Source organism: Hahella sp. HNIBRBA332 (assembly GCF_030719035.1).
Taxonomy (GTDB): Bacteria; Pseudomonadota; Gammaproteobacteria; order Pseudomonadales; family Oleiphilaceae; genus Hahella.
The window spans coordinates 1,248,636-1,266,953 of record NZ_CP132203.1 but is presented as its reverse complement, the minus strand read 5'-3'; the positions used below and the strand labels follow the sequence as shown (position 1 = coordinate 1,266,953).

General features: G+C 46.1%; 14 protein-coding genes. All 14 read right to left on the bottom strand.

The genetic code is table 11. The features are described 5' to 3' along the window. Position 1: 1 nt before the first annotated feature. The 14 genes from rfbA to O5O45_RS05930 all read right to left on the bottom strand — a co-directional run bounded on the left by rfbA (position 2) and on the right by O5O45_RS05930 (position 18,318). On the bottom strand, positions 2-874 hold the full coding sequence (gene rfbA / locus O5O45_RS05995; RefSeq protein WP_305904340.1) for a glucose-1-phosphate thymidylyltransferase RfbA: 873 nt from the start codon (positions 872-874) through the stop codon (positions 2-4). Between the two features lie 90 nt (positions 875-964). Further along, positions 965-2,029 carry a dTDP-glucose 4,6-dehydratase gene (rfbB, locus tag O5O45_RS05990; RefSeq protein ID WP_305904339.1) on the bottom strand — a complete coding sequence of 355 codons (1,065 nt, stop codon included), beginning with the start codon at positions 2,027-2,029 and terminating at the stop codon, positions 965-967. A gap of 166 nt (positions 2,030-2,195) precedes the next feature. Beyond that, positions 2,196-4,112 (bottom strand): polysaccharide biosynthesis protein, encoded by a 1,917-nt coding sequence (locus tag O5O45_RS05985; RefSeq protein ID WP_305904338.1) that lies wholly within the window; start codon positions 4,110-4,112, stop codon positions 2,196-2,198. A gap of 1 nt (position 4,113) precedes the next feature. After that, entirely contained in the window at positions 4,114-5,133 is a 1,020-nt protein-coding gene (locus tag O5O45_RS05980; RefSeq protein WP_305904337.1) for an MraY family glycosyltransferase, read from the bottom strand. Positions 5,134-5,413: 280 nt separating this feature from the next. Then, entirely contained in the window at positions 5,414-6,343 is a 930-nt protein-coding gene (locus O5O45_RS05975; protein ID WP_305904336.1) for a ketoacyl-ACP synthase III, read from the bottom strand. Between the two features lie 222 nt (positions 6,344-6,565). After that, entirely contained in the window at positions 6,566-7,486 is a 921-nt protein-coding gene (locus O5O45_RS05970) for an NAD-dependent epimerase/dehydratase family protein (RefSeq protein WP_305904335.1), read from the bottom strand. Positions 7,487-7,600: 114 nt separating this feature from the next. Further along, on the bottom strand, positions 7,601-8,656 hold the full coding sequence (locus tag O5O45_RS05965; RefSeq protein ID WP_305904334.1) for an MraY family glycosyltransferase: 1,056 nt from the start codon (positions 8,654-8,656) through the stop codon (positions 7,601-7,603). A 410-nt stretch (positions 8,657-9,066) separates the two neighbouring features. Then, positions 9,067-10,173: a glycosyltransferase family 4 protein gene (locus O5O45_RS05960; protein WP_305904333.1), complete on the bottom strand. Its 1,107-nt coding sequence runs from the start codon at positions 10,171-10,173 to the stop codon at positions 9,067-9,069. A 13-nt stretch (positions 10,174-10,186) separates the two neighbouring features. Then, a complete protein-coding gene (asnB, locus tag O5O45_RS05955; protein ID WP_305904332.1) occupies positions 10,187-12,184 on the bottom strand; it encodes an asparagine synthase (glutamine-hydrolyzing) in 1,998 nt (665 codons plus the stop codon). A gap of 58 nt (positions 12,185-12,242) precedes the next feature. Further along, positions 12,243-14,213: an asparagine synthase (glutamine-hydrolyzing) gene (gene asnB / locus O5O45_RS05950; RefSeq protein WP_305904331.1), complete on the bottom strand. Its 1,971-nt coding sequence runs from the start codon at positions 14,211-14,213 to the stop codon at positions 12,243-12,245. A 71-nt stretch (positions 14,214-14,284) separates the two neighbouring features. After that, positions 14,285-15,418, bottom strand: a complete 1,134-nt coding sequence (locus tag O5O45_RS05945; protein WP_305904330.1) for a glycosyltransferase family 4 protein — start codon at positions 15,416-15,418, stop codon at positions 14,285-14,287. Between the two features lie 153 nt (positions 15,419-15,571). Beyond that, a complete protein-coding gene (locus tag O5O45_RS05940) occupies positions 15,572-16,306 on the bottom strand; it encodes a class I SAM-dependent methyltransferase (RefSeq protein WP_305904329.1) in 735 nt (244 codons plus the stop codon). Further along, a complete protein-coding gene (locus tag O5O45_RS05935) occupies positions 16,299-17,231 on the bottom strand; it encodes a glycosyltransferase family 2 protein (protein WP_305904328.1) in 933 nt (310 codons plus the stop codon). Before O5O45_RS05935 ends, O5O45_RS05940 begins: the two co-directional genes overlap by 8 nt. Continuing rightward, a complete protein-coding gene (locus O5O45_RS05930) occupies positions 17,221-18,318 on the bottom strand; it encodes a glycosyltransferase family 4 protein (RefSeq protein WP_305904327.1) in 1,098 nt (365 codons plus the stop codon). Before O5O45_RS05930 ends, O5O45_RS05935 begins: the two co-directional genes overlap by 11 nt.

The window sequence follows — 18,318 nt, the reverse complement described above, 5'->3', positions numbered from 1 at the left end:
ATCAAAGTTGCTTTTCGACCAAGTGCATTAAGTATTGTCCATAACCAGTCTTGGATAACCCAGTTGCTTGCTCCAACAGCCTCTCTTTAGACAGCCACCCGTTATGAAAAGCAATTTCCTCCAAACAAGCTATTTTAAGACCTTGTCTGGATTCAATTGTTTTTACAAAATGCGCCGCCTCCAACAAGCTGTCATGAGTTCCTGTATCCAACCACGCAAACCCACGCCCGAGTTGAGTGACATTAAGGTCTCCGCGCTGTAGATACGCCCGGTTAACAGAGGTGATCTCGAGCTCTCCTCTTTCTGATGGCCGAACCGACTTTGCAATGTCTACAACATCATTATCGTAAAAATATAAACCTGTCACCGCGTAATTTGATTTGGGGGTTTCTGGTTTCTCTTCAATTGACACCGCCCTCCCTTGTTGATCAAATTCAACGACGCCAAATCGCTCAGGATCATTCACAAAATAACCGAATACTGTAGCACCTTTATCTTTCTTGGCAGCCATTTTCAACTTATCGGAGAAATGTTCGCCATAAAAAATATTATCGCCCAATACTAAGCACACACTATCATCGCCAATAAAGTCTTCACCGATTATAAATGCTTGGGCCAGACCATCAGGAGAAGGCTGTTCGGCATATTCAAATGCAACGCCAAAGTCTCCGCCATCACCCAGCATCTTTTTAAAGTATGGCAAGTCATCAGGGGTTGAAATGATAAGAATTTCCCTTATTCCAGCAAGCATTAACACTGAAATAGGGTAATAAATCATCGGTTTGTCGTAGATTGGGAGCAACTGCTTGGAAACCCCCCTTGTAATCGGGTGAAGTCGAGTGCCCGACCCACCAGCCAAAACAATGCCTTTCATCCTAACTCTCTATTCCCCCACCATGCTCAAAAGAGCATAACAATCTGTAATAATCCAATACGCTCGCCGACTGGCAATAATATCTCGCATTTATTGAGCAAGCCCTAATCTCTCGCCCTTGTATGAGCCATCCAGCACTCTTTGCGACCATGACTTGTTAGCCAAATACCACTCCACAGTTTTCCTTAGTCCACTTTCAAACGTTTCTGTAGGAGACCACCCCAGCTCTCTTTGGATCTTCGATGCGTCAATAGCATAACGAACATCATGCCCGGGGCGATCTTGTACAAAACTGATAAGCTCTTCGTAGGAGGATACACCTTGAGGCTTGATGGGAACCAGCTCTTCCAATAATTGACAAATAGCCTGCACAACTTCAATGTTCTTCTTCTCGTTATGCCCGCCAATATTGTAAGTCTCTCCGATCTCGCCTTCGGTCACAACTTTGTATAGAGCTGCCGCATGATCCTCAACATACAACCAATCTCTTATCTGATCTCCTTTCCCGTAAACAGGTAAAGGTTTCCCTTCAAGCGCGTTAAGAATCATGAGAGGTATAAGCTTTTCTGGGAAGTGGTAAGGGCCATAGTTATTAGAGCAATTTGTAACTATTACTGGCAGACCATAGGTACGCCCCCATGCCCTGACCAAGTGATCCGAACTGGCCTTACTTGCGGAATAGGGGGAGCTAGGAGCATATGGCGTATCTTCGCGAAAAAGGTCTGTAGCGCCATCTAAATCACCAAACACTTCATCAGTAGAGATGTGGTGAAAGCGAAACGCATCTTTCCGCTCTACAGGCAATTGAAGCCAGTACTTACGAGCTTCTTCAAGTAACGTGTATGTCCCAACAATATTAGTGTGGATAAAGTCACCTGGACCATCAATTGAACGGTCTACATGTGACTCCGCAGCTAAATGCATAACCGCATCAGGCTTGTACTGTGAGAATATATCCGCTACTGCAGCGCGATCACAAATATCTGCACGAAAAAACTCATAACGATCATTGTTTACAACATCAACCAAATTATCTAAATTACCAGCATAGGTTAACTTATCTATATTTATAACACTGTCGCCAGTGCAATTAATTATATATCTAACTACAGCAGAACCAATAAATCCCGCGCCGCCAGTTACCAATATCTTCATACTCTATACTCACAATTAATGGCTTAAGCCACGTAGCCAAGCACAAACGAGTTAGGCTTAGCCACTTAAAAAATGATTTAGTCAAATAGTTCTGCAGTTAGCCAAAAGGTTACTTCTACAGCCGTTGCACTGTTTGAGGAAACGAACCAGCAGACGCTCACCAACCTCACTTAACAAGGCCAACCACATTACCTTGGTACTGGGTTAGGGCAACACTCTTATAGGCTTGATCTTGCACAGTGTCGCTATCCACTATTTGATTAAGCAGTTTTTTAACCGACTCTTCCAACTGAGCTTCGCATGCTTTAAGCAAAGCGGCAGCATAGCTTTCCATATTGAAATCTCTCATCTTTGTCTGCCTGGCCCGCCAAATTCGACTATGCGATGTGCCAAATCCATCTTCCTCGTCGAAAAGCTGCTCATGGAGCTTTTCTCCCTGACGAAGCCCAGTGTACACAATTTCTATGTTGCCATCTGGATTGGCATCATCTTTAACGTCCAAGCCCATGAGATGAACCATTTTATATGCGAGATCCTTGATTTTTATAGGTGTACCCATGTCCAACACAAACACCTCTCCGTCGCCTTCAGCCATTCCTCCCGCCTGGATAACTAGCTGAGCCGCCTCAGGGATGGTCATGAAAAACCTGGTAACATCAGGGTGAGTCACAGTCACTGGCCCTCCCTTCTTGATCTGATCCCGAAACAGTGGAACAACAGACCCAGAGGAACCAAGCACATTACCAAATCTTACAGAGCAAAATGTCGTTTTGGATGGCTTTTCCGCCATTTTCCTCACAATAATCTCCGCTGCGCGCTTGGTCTGCCCCATAACATTAACAGGCTTAACGGCCTTGTCTGTAGAAATCAGTACAAACTTCTCTACACCATAAGTTTTTGCCGCCAGCGCCGCATAGTAGGTGCCTAATACATTATTTTTTGCGCCTTCAATAGAGTTTCTCTCAACAATAGGCACATGTTTATAAGCTGCAGCATGATAAAGAGTATGAATGCTATAGTTAGCAACTACACTTCCAATTAAATCCTTATTAGTGACCGACCCCAGAACTGGAATCAAATCCACCTTAAGCCTTCGTAGAGTACAGATATCCGATAACGCTTTGGTGATTTCATAAAGCGCAAACTCAGATTGCTCCAAAAGAACCAACTTGGTCGGTGATAGCCTGATGAGCTGACGGCATAACTCGGAGCCTATAGACCCACCGGCTCCAGTGACCATAACATTCTTATGTTGAGCGCAGGAAAGCATTAATTCTATATCCGGCTCGACACAATCTCTCCCTAACAAATCCTCTATCTCTACGCTTCGGAGCTCCTGAATTTTTGATTTACCTTCGATCAAGTCTGTAAAGCTGGGAATTTTAAGAACCTCCACAGGGAATGGTTCCAGAAATCGAAGAATCAAACGCTTCGTGCTTTGCGGCGCATCGCTAATGGCCAGCAAAACCTTCTTCACTTTATAGTCTTTGATAAGCTCATCAAGCTCTGTTGGCGGATATACATGCAGCCCTTGCACGATACTTCCTTGCTTACGCTTGTCGTCATCTACATACAATACTGGTTGGTAATCACTCCCCTGCGACAGGGCTATAGCCAATTGGACACCAGCATGTCCAGCGCCATAAATGATAACCTTCTCTTTAGGCTTAACCAGCTTGTTGTGCAAGTACGCGCGAACCAGCATTCTGGACCCTCCTACCATCAGGAGCACAAAACACCAGTACATAAAAGGCACCGACCTGGGAATAAACGCCTTAACTAAAAACCCCATACTTGCCAGCACGAGACCGGAAAATGAAGCGCCAATAAACACGGCCATCATAGCGTGATTGCTCATAAAGCGAATTACAGCTCGATATAATCCAAGGCGCACAAAAAAGAAAATGCTTACCGAAATGGTAACCCCAAGAACACCAATCTGTTTTGCATCAAAATTAAGGTAGACCTCGTCCATCCGCAAACTCATCGCAGCCCAAAAGGCAATCAGAATGAATAGAGAGTCAGCAATTACAGAAAGTATCCGCTTCGTTCGCCTTGAGGCATTCAACAGTGTTTCCAGCACTTTAACATTCCTCAGCCTTGGAATTTGCAATCAGTCGCCCTCTCGCCACAGCGCAGATCAGCAGAAGAGGGGCATAAGCCGCTACAGCAAAACCCCACGCCCAATCTGCCATCATGAAAGCGAATAACGCCATGGGAAGCAACCACACAACATTAACGAATATCAACAAATAGTTAACTTTACGATGGTCTCCTAGACGAACGCTCAACAACTGGTACAAATGAGTTCGGTGAGGAAGCCAAATCTTTTCTCCATTAAAAAATCGAGCCAGCAAAGTACAAGACGCATCAGAAATAAATACTCCCATTAAAATAAGGTATACCCATACTTCAACTTGGGTTACCTGGGAGCTAACTAACATTCCTGCGCCAAACAACCACCCTAAAGAAATACTCCCTATATCTCCCATAAATATTTTCGCTGGGGCCCAATTCCAACATAAAAACCCCATGCTTGATACAACTATGGCAAGCATAATCCAAGCCCACACATATTCACCAGAGTATGCATATACACCAGCCAGAGAGGAGGAGACAAATATCGCTTCAGTAGCTGCAATCCCATCTATTCCGTCCATGAAATTATACAGGTTTGTAATCCAGACCACTCCGAAGATCGCAAGTAAGATTACAACCAAGTCTGCTACATAGGAGTCTATATCTCGGATATGATAAAGGCGATCAGACATCCACACAAAGTATACAAGTGCGTACGCGCACACTAGCTGCACCAACAGGCGCACTTTAAACCCTAGCCCCCGATGATCGTCAACGTAGCTAACTAGAGCCAACAATGCCAATGTACACCACAACACCCATCCGTACTCACCCCCTAAAAAAGGCAGCACTATCAGTATACAAACCACTATCGAAATCCCTCCCCCTCTAGGAGTAGGGACAGTATGGGAACTGCGCGCTTCAGGAATGTCTAACACTTTTTTTGCTAATGCATACCGCCTAGCCCAACCAGTTAACAAAAAGGAGGCGATACCCAGAATAAGAAGCAAAACCAAAGTATCCAAGACTCATTCCACATTGAGTTTAGAGTAGTGATAAAGGCTCGCTCCGCCACAATGATAAGCAGCGAACAAGCGACAAAGGCGAATGCGCCCTGAAAACCATTAATTACTTAACTGAAATAGTCTCAATGCGACACCCAGATTACCTTGTGTTACATAGACTTTTACAGCGGCGCGAAGTTTAACAGGTTTTAATGCGGCCTGACATAAGCGGTGAAGCGATAAGCTTCACCAAAATGTATCCATCTGTAACAAACGGGTTAGCCAACACTAGCGGCAGGCTTTAGTCGTCGCAAGACCTTGAAATCACACAACTCCCCCATGACAACCCAACGCCAAAACCCGATACAACAACTTTTCGGGCCTCTTTTTCATTGGCGAGGATCATTGGGATGGATGAGGAGACAGTATTGCCGTACTGGGCGGCTTCGAAGGGGACTTTGGCAGGGTCAAGTTTCATGCGTTTGATAACCATATCTACGATGAACTTGCTACCTTGATGGAGAATAAACTTATCGATGTCGCCCAAAACACTGTTGTTTTGAGCCAGGGTGGCGTGAATATTTTCAGGAACTACGTTGGCGCAAAAGTCGAGCACAGCTCTGCCCGCCATCTCGAATTTACGATCTTCCGCACGGACGCGAATGGCAGCATTACGAGCGCCATCAGTACCGAAGACACATTTGCCAATCAGCCATTTTGGTTTATCGCTGAATAAGGTAGCGGTAGCTGCATCGCCAAATAGAAGGGAGGTATTCTTGTCGGACATATCGATAATTTTCGAATACGGGTCCGCAGTGATAAGAACGCCTTTTTTGTAGCCGTTGGCTTCCATGAAGGCCTTCATAATGGAAATGCTGTAAACATATCCCGAGCAGGCAAGAGAGATATCAAAGCAAGCGCAATGTACTGGCAGCCCAAGCTTACCATGCACGATGGCTGAAGCATGAGGTACGCCATATGCGTCGGGGTTTTGCGTGCAGACTACGAGACACTCAATATTGTCGACAAGAGGACCAAGCTCTTCCTCCAACCGCCGAAACGCCTTTACGCACATGTCGGAGGTTTCTTCCCCCTCCCCTTTCACCGCCAAATATCGCATACCGGTCTTTTCGGTCAGAAAGGTTTCGTTAACGTTAAATTGCTCCTGACGCTCCAGATTGTTAATTCGTCCCTCTGGCAAATACGTACTGATGTGCTCGATGCCGATCATAAATAAACCGTTAAATAGCAAAGCCGCAGTTCCGGGAGCCCTTCACCCGAAAAACGGCTTTTTGTAATTCTTTGATGGGACCGACAAGCCATTGAGAGTCGCCAGCGCCTTTACCTCAAAAGGTAAGTGCATAGCCATAAAAGATAAATTCGACCTTTTTCTATAAGAGGCAGCCGCAACTCAGATTTCGGTGGCGTCAGCGAACGGTATTTAGTCTCCTAATTACCGTATTCCTGGAGCCGGCCGCCAATCCAACGCTGACATTGTAGCGGAGCAGTCTACTTCCAGACTGCCAAAGAGCTTTTCCTGAATCCCTAACCGCTCAAGCACATAGAACATGAGGGACTTCAATGGCTTAGGGAGGCTGAAGATTCGTCCTTGAATATCCATTGAGCGGCACAACGAAAGATATATCTGACTGGTGGACACTGAATAGCCATCTGAAACCAGCCAAAGGTTCCCCGCTCCGGGCGTAGCGGAGGGTGTTTCCGCACAGCGCAAAATAACGTCGACCAAGTTTTCGCGACTGATCAAACTACGACGGTTCTCCACTCCAGCTAAGGGCAACGGCGCTCGCAGCTTCGCTAATTTTTCCAGTATAGCCAGATTTCCTTTGACCCCATCGCCATAAACCAAAGGGGGACGAATGATCTCAAAAGACATTGCTGACCCAGCAGAAACTTCACGTAGAGCTTGTTCCCCCTCCCACTTGGATATGGCGTAGGGAGATGATGGATTTGGAGAATCGTGGGCAGTAAATGGCTGACCTGGGGCGGTCCCCTCCCCGTTAACCTTAATCGTGCTCAGATATACAAATTTTTTAACGCCAGATTTAACAGCCCATTGCGCAAGCATTCTGGTCGCAATGGCGTTAGCAGCACGAAATTCAGTTAAAGGATCCACCGCATCGTCTTTAACCTGGTGAACCCGAGCCGCGCAGTGCACAAGAACGTCCACCCCACGCAACAAATTAATCCAATTTTCGCTGCCATAATCAGGAGCCAACTCTATTTTGCCAGGAAACGGCGACGGACACTGACCGGCCTTTCGGGAAGTACCGATAACACAAGCCCCTCGCGAAGCCGCTTCAACTGCCAATGCGGACCCTACAAAGCCTGTACAGCCGGTTATTAAGATCTTCATTACTAGTGCTTAGTATCTCTATTTCACTTCCTCGCATTATATATCGCAACGCTTCCTATTATTAGCCACTAAACACACTACCGACAAAGCCGCAACCCACTCTGGCTCCTGAGACTAAACACCCTGATTGGCCCGCTTGCTATCAAGCAGATTCACAGCAAGACTGTACACGATGAACGCCAATATAAATAAAGAAAACATCAAATATTCAGGAATATCCGCCACTTCTCCTACAACACCAAATGCGACCAAAGCAAAGTGCCCGCCAACAATGAGAAAGACAACTCGACTGATTGAAATGCCATGGTCCAAAAGAATATGGTGGATATGGTCCCTGCCTGCAGTAAATGGAGAGCGCCCAAATTTCACTCTTCTCGCCATAACTCGGCATGTGTCGAACAAGGGAACTGAGAATATCCATAAGGCTGTAACTGGCCTCAATACTTGATGATCTCCCTGCGACAGGTCTATGGAGAACCAAGCGATGGAAAAACCAAGAAACATACTACCGGCATCTCCCATGAACACTCGCGCCCTGGGCTGCCCCGGTCCTCTCATATTAAAGTACAAAAATGCTGCAATAACGCTTATGTATAAAAGGAGGATACCTGACTTAAACAAGCCGTCACCACCTAACAAACTCAGAACATAAAATCCCATGAAGGTGACAAGACTGACTCCACCCGCCAAACCATCAACGCCATCAGCCATATTAAGAGCATTGATCACACCCACCACGCAGAATACAGTTACAGGCAAAGCCATTACTCCAAGCGTGACATCACCCAGCCCGACAAGATCCCCCATGCTGTTCAGGGTGACCCCGCCAAAGATCATCATAACGAGAGTCGCAGCGGTCTGAGCCGCAAATCGAGTTTTTACGCCCAGCTCATTTAAATCGTCCAAGATACCTGTTGTTAAGATAATAACTAAGGCGACAATTAAGAGAAGAAAGTATTCGTTTCCGTGAGTAAGAATGACGCCACTGACGCAAAACCCGGAAAACATGGCAACGCCGCCTATCAGGGGAACTTTGCCATCATGAGCCTTGCGCCCCCCCGGCACATCGACCAGCTCCAGTTTTTGCGACATAGGAATTAATATTTTGTGCAATACAATTGTCCCTACCAACACCAAACTGTAGAAAGCCAACTGAAATAACGCGTCCATACACCCTTCTTATTCTTCGAGTAAAACCAGTTAATGGTGCTCTGGTCTTGGCCAGAGATGAGTAAAACAGCTAATAGCCCGCCACCACGCATAAAGCGCGTAAGACAAAGAGCTGGTACTACTTAACAACTGGGCTTTTCCGGCTACTTAACTTGCGTTGCGCAAGTCGACACTCCATCCGGAATTTTTATCTCTCCAAATACGTCTACGATAGTAGCGCCTGAGGAAACCTTCTCCTACAACGACTCCATCTGGCTCAAGCCCGTAGCGATGGGATTCGTAATATTCAGCTTAGACGCTTTCTATTTTTTTGCTTAAATTTTTTAAGGCTCAGGGAGAGTTTTAAGAGCATTAAATTTGGCTGGTTTTCCATTGAAAACCCTGACGCGAGTCAGTGAAGACGGGCCCCTTCAGCACACAGATTCAACGCACTCTAACGCCCGATTAATGACATAGACTTCGGAAAATGTTTTTTCTACCCTTCTTCGCGCGGCAATCCCCATCAAAGAGAGCGGCTTCCGATCGAGTTCAACGACTTCAAACATTACCCGCGCTAAATCACCTGCATCTTGGGGCTGGCAGTGAAACCCTGTTTCCCCGGCCTCTACCGACTGCCGACATCCAGGCGCATCCGTCACTATGGCTGGCCGCCCCATGCTTGCCGCTTCTAGAACGACCCGCGGCATACCTTCTCGATAAGAAGGCAGCACCACCACATGCGACTGACTAATTAGCGGCCTGACATCCTCTTGATATCCCAAATATTCGATCCATCCCTTTCGCACCCATTCAACAACCTCTTCCTCAGCAATGGCTGTCTTATTGCTCACCCCCATTGGACCAACCAATAAACATCTGATGTCTGGATACTTTTCCCTAACAGACTGAGACGCCGCCACATACTCGCGAACACCTTTATCGGCGATCAGCCTCGCTATCATCAAGAATACGATTGGGCCGTCAGGAAGTGGAGAAAAGTAGAATTCATCCGTGTTCACGCCAGACCCTGGTAAGATATCAACACCTTGACGCCTTATGAGGTTCAGACGTTCAAACAGACATTTGTCGTCCTCATTTTGAAAGAAAACTCTATGCGCACCCTTGTTGGAAAAGCCAAGCAGCTTTCTTGCCACTCTATAAATAAACGAATCATGAATAAATGCAGTACCAAGGCCAGATATGTTATTCGAGTACAATACCCCCATGCTTCTACACGCCACCCCACTATACAGATTCATTTTCGGCGTAAAGTTAAAAACATAGTCTGGTCTTATACGCTTTATAGCCCTATATATTTCACAAATAACGCTAATCTCTTTAAGAGGGTTGACACTTTTTCCATCCATTTTTATGTCAACAAACTCCGCTCCCAAATCCGATAACATCTTCGAGTAGTCATCACGGGGGGCCATACAATATACCTCCCTCCCTTCCTTAAGCAGCCGGGTTATCGTAGAACGTCTAAACTTAAATAAATACCAAGAAGTATTGGAGCAAAATATTATTCTTCTATTCATTTTTAGTATTCCTTTACGGGTTGGTTTCCACCTCTCTCCTAAATTCTTTGGAACTGTTGACAAAACTGTCATCTATTGAAAAGCGCCATGCTTGAAACATAAGCACCCCCCACATTTCATACCACCAATTCCTCTCTCCAGTCACATGCTCCTTCCACTTACGCCTGACAGCGTCAACATTCCAACAGCCCGGAGCAGCCAATGCCGTATGTGACAAGAGAGACTCAGCCCAGTCCCTCAAATCCCTTCTTAACCACTCGGCAATCGGCACGCCAAACCCAGTTTTTGGGCGTTCAATAAGCTGTTCAGGCACATGTCTGTATAGCACCTGTCGTAATATCCATTTCCCTTTTCCGTCCCTCACTTTAAGCGCTGCTGGAAGACGCCATGCAAACTGGGTAACCCTATGATCCAAGAAAGGCACCCTGGTTTCCAAACTGACTGCCATTGCGGCACGATCTACTTTGGTCAAGATGTCATCTCTCAGATAGCAAAGCTGATCCATCAACATCATTTGTTCGCTAAAATCCGATAACAACTTCCAAACTGTTGACTCGTTCAGCACTGTGGACAGCTCACGGCCTTCCGCAACCAGAGAATCCGGGGTTTTACATTGAGATATGAGATATTGATAAACATCAAAACGGTTCTTAGAGCCAAGAACGCCAGCAAGCTTGTGCAGCTTATCTCCAGGGTGCGATTGTTTGAGTCGCGCAGGAGTCAATGAACTTAAAGCATCAGCAATACTATTCCAACGTTCAACAGATACACCGTTTATTAAAGACTGAACAGCCAACCGAGCCGGCAAGGGAACATTACGCATTACTCGCCAAATACTTGTCGCCCATGAATATCTGGTATACCCACCAAAGAGCTCGTCCCCCCCGTCGCCAGAGAGAGCAACAGTTACTTGTTTCCGCGCTAACTGCGAAACAATATAAGTGGGTATCTGCGATACATCAGCAAACGGTTCATCATATATTAGGGGTAATTCGGGGATAATAGATTGCGCCATTTCAGGCGTAACATATAGCTCCGTGTGCTCGGTATTCAGGTAAGAGGCGACCTCTTTTGCGAATTGGGCTTCGTTATACTCATCTTCATGAAAACCAATAGAGAATGTCCTGACCTTTCTAGGGCTCTGCTTTTGCATCAACGCTACAATCGTTGAGGAGTCAATGCCGCCAGAGAGAAAAGCTCCAAGAGGAACATCCGCTATCATCTTATCGCTAATGGTATCCAGTAACACCTGCTCCAGCTCGTCTATAGCGCGATGGTCACCGCCCGGAAATGAGTCTCGAGGAGAACTAGCATCATCCAGCACGGACCAGTAGCTTACACACTCGGGCTCAAGTAGATTCTCTCCATTAAAGACGATATACGTTCCCGGAACTGCTTTTCTAAAGCCTTTATAAATACAATATGGGGTAGGAACGTAGTTGAACCTCAAATAGGTCGACAGTACATCTCTATCGATATCGTTATTAAAGCAAGGGTGCGCTCGAACAGCCTTCAACTCAGAGGAAAACAATAAAACGCCTTGACTCACTCCATAGTACAGCGGCTTTTCACCAAATCGATCACGCATCAGATACAACTTTTTCGCTAAGTTATCCCATAACGCAATAGCAAACATTCCCACCATTGCTTTTAATGCATCTTTAATCCCTTTCTGCTCAAATAGCGCAAGGATAACTTCAGTATCAGAATGACCGTAAAACTTAAACCCTGAACTCTCCAATTCAGCTCGCAATGAAAGAAAGTTATAAACTTCACCATTAAAAATAATTGTGTAGCGTCCATTGGGTGATTTCATCGGCTGATGACCTAATTCGGATAAATCCTGAATAGATAGCCTTTGATGCGCCAGCCCAATACCTGCACCGGGGTCATACCAAGCGCCGAAATCATCAGGCCCCCGATGGCGAATAGCGCTCGCCATATTACGCAATACGCTTTCTGGATTTTTAGTCAGGCCCCCTGCATCCCAAAAGCCAGCTATGCCACACACCAAACACCCCCTTAAACGATTTTAAATTTATAATTACGGGTATTCCGGGGCCACTTGCTCAAGCAAGCGCTACCGGTGGTACAACTACTTCTTTTCTACGGCTCAGTAAGACCCTCTCTTCCCAGCTTCTGAACACAAGTATTGTCCACAATTGTGAAGAGAAATTTTCACCGCGGAGATGGCGACGCCACATATTCGCCACCAATTCGAAATTCACTAAACAAGAGCGCTCCAATGCTGTTTTCGTCAGCAGGGACTCCGCCCAATCTCTCAGCGCGCCTCTTAACCATCGATCCATAGGCAACCCAAACCCCTTCTTTGGACGCTCAATCAAGTTTGACGGCACATAGCGGTACAACAGCTCCCTCATCACCCGCTTACCCTGATCAACGCCGTCCGCCTTTTTAAACTGAAAAGGCAATGTCCAAGCCCACTCAACCAAACGATGGTCAAGCAGCGGCTCTCTTGCTTCTAGTGAGCACTGCATAGACGCCCAGTCCACTTTCATGAGGATATCGTTGGGCAGATAATGTTCCTGGTCACAGGCCATCATCTGTTCCGACCATGGAATTCCCTGGTAATGAGCTATCGAGGGCCCCCAGTCATACAGCTCTCTCATGCCTATAAGCGATCCTGGCGAGTCCCATACAGATATTATTTTTCTGTATGCATCACTCTCCGAAGTAGACAGGTAGTCGGCGAATCTGCGCACTCGATAGGCCAGTCCCTCGCTACTGGTATATCGCCCACGCGTTAAACGATGGACAAAACTGTCCCAAAATGTCGCAGGCGCTGATTTTAATAGCCCACCGATAGCACTCGCCCCCACCGGGGTCAGCGCTTTTCTCAGCGCGCTGATTCGGTCGCCCCAAAAATACCTGGGATAGCCTGCGAAAAGCTCATCGCCTCCGTCGCCAGACAGCGCAACCGTGACTTTCTCACGCGTGAATTTACTTAGCAGATAGGTAGGAATAATGCTGTTATCGGCAAAAGGCTCATCTTGGGCGCCGGCGATTTCAGGAACCAAGTCAATCGCATCGCGCTCAGTTAAAATAGCCTCATGATGATCAAGTTTCAGGCTCCGCGCCACGTCCCGCGCATATGCCGACTCGTCATGCGACGGCTCTTCAAAGCCAATAGAAAAAGAAGAAATAGAGCCATTTGAAAGCTTGCGCATCATCGCTGCAACCAGAGAGGAATCCACACCGCCGGATAAGAAAACACCTAGAGGCACATCTGAAATCATTCTAAGGGAGATCGACTCACTGAGAATGGACTCCATCTCGTCCGCAACCGCCTTGATATCAAGCCCTCCTTTCTCCTTGCGAGCCAACACCCCATTGCAAACGGTCTCTTTAATTGACCAGTATGCGGTCTCTTTAACGCCGGACGTTTGCGACCACTCAATCAAAACACCAGGCTTTACTTTATGTATCTGCTTAAAGATAGAGATTGGAGCGGGAACAGTTAGATACCGAAAATAGGCGTGCATCGCATCGCCATTCAGCTCAGCGTCAAACCAAGGCAAACGCTTCAAAGGTCCCAGTTCTGAGGAAAAAGCGATTTCGTTGCTATCAACAGAATAGTAAAGAGGTTTCACCCCCATTCGGTCTCGCGCCAAATAGAGCTTCCTGTCATGAACATCGTAGGCGGCGAAAGCGAACATTCCGACCAATCGCCTCAACGTCTCAACAACACCGCGCCGCTCTATGCTTCTTAGTAGAACTTCTGTATCCGAGCTTCCTTTAAACTGGCAACCTGCCTCTATAAGCTGTCGCCTGAGCTGTTGAAAGTTATATATTTCCCCATTGAATGTCAGCGTCCAGCGCCCATTTTCACTGCACATGGGCTGCCTTCCCGCACTGCTCAAGTCCAAAATAGAGAGGCGCCTATGTCCAAGCCAAACATTATGATCTGGATAAAACCAATCTCCACGATCATCCGGCCCTCTATGCGTTAACTGATCCAGCATTTGATTCGCATGCTGTACATTTAATCGAGCGCCAATCCAACCTAAGATTCCACACATAAGTAGAAGCTTCCATCTTATCGCCGCGCTATAGGCTGCGCCGCTTAAGCCTTTAATTCATTGGTCGCCCACTACTTTCCGTTGTATGCGGCCAGTTGCGTAGCCCGATAGATCAGTCTGTTCCAGTATTGTTCATGAGATTTACAACAATTCGTGATTGAGAAAGTGGTTTCTGCTTTGGATCTAGCGGCGACAGACAGTCGCTCCCTCAATTCCGTATTCTCTAAGACAGCCACTATAGAGTCCGCCAAAAAATCAACATTACCGACTTGATCAACTAAAAGTCCTTCTTTTCCAGACTCCACCAGCTCAGGAATGCCATCGATTGCATAGGCCACAATTGGTAAACCAAAACTCATAGCTTCCATTATGGATGTAGGGCACCCTTCACAGTATAACGAGGGCAAAACCATCAAAGATGAGGCCTTGAGAAAAGGGCTTACATCCTGTTGAAATCCGGCGTAAGTAACCCACTTCGTCAGATCCATTGACTGAATCTTACTTTGTATAACTCCTCCCAAGTCGTCTCTTCCCAAGAATATAAACTTGACGTCAGGAACTACATTCACAACTTTCGAAATAGCATGCAGATAAGGCTCATAACCTTTTCGGTAATTGAGATTCGCAACTGTAATAACTACAAGTGAAGGCTTGGCTGTCACGTCCAAACTGGATGGAATGGCGTCCAAGCCATTGTAGGCCGTAGCAAGTTTGCTCGAAGGAATACCGAGTTGCTGCAACGTACGATAAGCGGCTGTTGAGTTGGTGACGTATCCATCAATCATCCTGTGCGCGTACTTCTCTATTCGCCTAAACCAGACATCTAGCCTGCTTGTTGAGTCTGGGTTCCACCTAATACCTTGAACCAATTTCACACAAGGCATGCACCATCGCAGCATTCTGAAGAGAACTGCAGACCGAAAGCCGATGACATAAACAATGTCGATATTTCGCTCTCGAACAAATCTTATTGCGTTAAAAATGGCTAACATCCCAAAGCGTCCATGCCCTCGTTGGCGCTTTCCAAACAGAAATGGAGTCATACCTATTCCATGAGCCCATTCAGACCATGCGCCATCGCCATCCAACGCCCCTATGAAATATTCAACATTTGGAGTTGAATAGGTCGCCGCCCTCGCCATTTTAGTAAGGCTGCGTTCCGCCCCACCTAACTCACTGCTGGTAAATAGAATTAGAACTTTCACCGGTAGGTCTCGCCTTTAATATCCTTACTATCAACTTTCCAGACCACTCATATATCAAGCTCACCTTTTCACCTTCAAAAACGAGCCTCCGCCTTTAAACGCCCACTATAAAGATATATTGATAACAAATCGCATAACGATCCATTAAGCAAATTACTGCCAAGGGTTTTCGCTCGCCAACACAATATAATGCGTAGCCATTATTTTAGAGTATATATTTAAGCCCGCAGATCGCAGAAGGAGCTTTTCCGCCATCCTGACCCACTTATTGTTATATGGCGAAAATGGAGCTGAAGCATAGATATAGTCACGTATAACCACATATCCATGACTTGCAAGCAAGTTACGGAAGCTTTCTCGCGTCCAAAACTGCACATGTCCAAGTGAGTTTTCGCGCCTTGGTTTGTTTAAAAGAGACCATTTCAGTGTCTGAAACAGGCAGTCTTCAAGAGGCACTTCAAATACATACCACTTGGCGACACCCTTCAATGAAGCTAAAGCCTCATCAACATCTGGAATATGCTCAAGCACATGGGAAGAAACGACAGCATCAAACTCGCCCAACTGCCTGACGTTCATTGGTGACGTAATAACCCTGTAATCCAATCCCGGTTGCGCAAACTCTCGGTGAGCATTACGAACCCCGGTTTTGCTTACATCTACGCCCAGCACCTTATAAGCGAAGCTGTTTTGATACATCCAGTAAGACAAAACGCCATTGCCGCAGCCGAAATCAAGAACTCGGTGTGGTCTCCTTAACCCTCCCCATACTTTCTCGATCGCTGGAAAACGGTCCCTGACAGCTGAATCCATCGCATAGGCATATTGGTACCCAGCATCGCGCCAGAAGTCTTCATAAAATTCAGAGTCATCCAGTGTGTTATCCATATTTTCTCAGTACTCCGATTCTACGTGCGAAGATTATAAGAGGGCGAATTACCCCCTCCCCCATGACAAGAATAAAAGCCGTAACTAGAAATTCAGGTATGGCGCGGATAGAAAATCCTTGCAGACAAGGTCGCCATATTCCCGATAAATTGCCGACTTTTCGATATACGGCGTAACGCAACATTTTGGTGTGATAAATTCTAGGAGCATGCCGCCGGTATTCAGCGCCGAATTCTTGAAAGAGCTTCTCGTAACACAGGGCCGTCTCTCTAGCTTTTTTTTCCGTTAACCAACCGCTGGATACAGACCCCTGCCTTTGATCGTGGTATATCCTAAGAACGATAGGCGAAATCCAAAAGTCACTTTCTTTTGCAAAATAAAGGTAGCTGACTATTCCACAGGACTTTCGTAATCCTAAGTCTTGATATAGTTGACTTCTTACAAAATTTCCACGAAAAACAGGCAAATATTCTCCTGAATGCCTCTCGTTCAGAAGGTCTTTATAAGTCAGTCTGCCACGATATTCAGGCTCTGAGACTGTAGGGGAGCCGTTAGAGTTCACGCATGCGCTGTAGCACAACTGGCAATCCAGGGGCCACTCGGAAATAATTGACAGTAGTCGCTCCGGCCAGCCCTCAACAAACTCATCATCCGCATCGAGAATCGTAACAAAGTCGCCTTGGCTGGCCTTTATTCCCGTATTACGGGCTGCACACATTCCTCTATTCGACTCATGCCCAACCAAGCGTACGAAGGAATAACCCTGTATCACAGCAGCAAGCATATCTTTGTCATCGCTACCATCATCGACCACCACTACTTCCACCTCGAAGTCTATATTGGCGAAAGCCGCATTTATGCTTCCTAAAGTCGCTCCGATAGTCGCGCCAGCATTAAACGCAGGAACAATAACGCTAAGCAGCATGACGTCCAAACTCCCTTAGAAATATCTCCAGGCTATTCTTCCTATATCGACTCAATCGCTCTTCATCTTCAGCCAAGTAAAGAATGGCCTTCTCCAATTCTTCGGAGAAAGCTGTGTCATCCGCTTGTTCTATCAGCGCTTTAATATTTCCAAGCTGATAGTAATATTGAGATGGAAGATACTTATCCCAAATAGAAACAGGCGGTTGTAACAAAATGCCGTTCTGCTCATTTCTAACCATTTCAGATATGGCGTATACGTCAGTTGCGATTAACGCCATCCCATAGGACATCGCCTCTAACACCACCATACCAAACGAGTCCACATAGGTTGGATGAATCAGAACATCGCAATGACTCATAAATTTCTCTGCTATCTCTTGCCGGTTAAATTCAGCTGGATAAAAATTTACTCCCGGGCATCTGGCGACAGCATCCTTATACTTTTCTGGAAGGTGTGTAATCATTTCCAATGAAATATTCGGATTCTTTTTATAGGCGCACGAAAATGCCGCTATAAGCGCGCGTCCTCCCTTTATATCAAACTGCGTTGATATATAAAGAAACTTCTTGATTCTATTTTTACCGACTGAAGACACTGTGTCAGAGTCTCTTACTACAGGCATATAAGGATATGAAACAACAGCCTTATTCGCCACCTTTTCGCCTAATGTAAGGCGGAGATTTTCTAAACAAGCGCGGCTCATACAACGTATCTGTATACAGCGATTCGAAAGCAATACATTCTTCAATACAGGTTTATAAAAGCTGAAAGCTCTAATATTATAACCAGTCAGACTATAAGGATTATCCAGATCCACAATAAATTTCCCTGATAGAACCAAGCCCCCCCAGACATATACAACAACCTGACTACCAAGCCCTTTTGGCCTGATCTTAAAATTGATTAAAGGAACCCTGTTGACCCAAGATCTTATTCCTGCGCTTGCAATTGATTTCTTGGACGCAACCTGTTTCCCCGACTGCTTCCCAACATCAGGATTAGCCACCTCCCCAGGCCAATTCCTGACAGTATCAAGTTGGCGATCTCTAAAATAACCATGAGGATAAAAGTATATCGCACTCAT

Excerpts from the sequence above, each read along its gene's own strand:
- O5O45_RS05940 (WP_305904329.1), bottom strand. The coding sequence starts at position 16,306 with ATGGATAACACACTGGATGACTCTGAATTTTATGAAGACTTCTGGCGC.
- O5O45_RS05965 (WP_305904334.1), bottom strand. The coding sequence starts at position 8,656 with ATGGACGCGTTATTTCAGTTGGCTTTCTACAGTTTGGTGTTGGTAGGG.
- O5O45_RS05970 (WP_305904335.1), bottom strand. The coding sequence starts at position 7,486 with ATGAAGATCTTAATAACCGGCTGTACAGGCTTTGTAGGGTCCGCATTG.
- asnB (WP_305904331.1), bottom strand. The coding sequence starts at position 14,213 with ATGTGTGGAATCTTAGGTTGGATTGGCGCTCGATTAAATGTACAGCAT.
- O5O45_RS05930 (WP_305904327.1), bottom strand. The coding sequence starts at position 18,318 with ATGAGTGCGATATACTTTTATCCTCATGGTTATTTTAGAGATCGCCAA.
- rfbA (WP_305904340.1), bottom strand. The coding sequence starts at position 874 with ATGAAAGGCATTGTTTTGGCTGGTGGGTCGGGCACTCGACTTCACCCG.
- O5O45_RS05935 (WP_305904328.1), bottom strand. The coding sequence starts at position 17,231 with ATGCTGCTTAGCGTTATTGTTCCTGCGTTTAATGCTGGCGCGACTATC.
- O5O45_RS05975 (WP_305904336.1), bottom strand. The coding sequence starts at position 6,343 with ATGATCGGCATCGAGCACATCAGTACGTATTTGCCAGAGGGACGAATT.
- O5O45_RS05960 (WP_305904333.1), bottom strand. The coding sequence starts at position 10,173 with ATGAATAGAAGAATAATATTTTGCTCCAATACTTCTTGGTATTTATTT.
- rfbB (WP_305904339.1), bottom strand. The coding sequence starts at position 2,029 with ATGAAGATATTGGTAACTGGCGGCGCGGGATTTATTGGTTCTGCTGTA.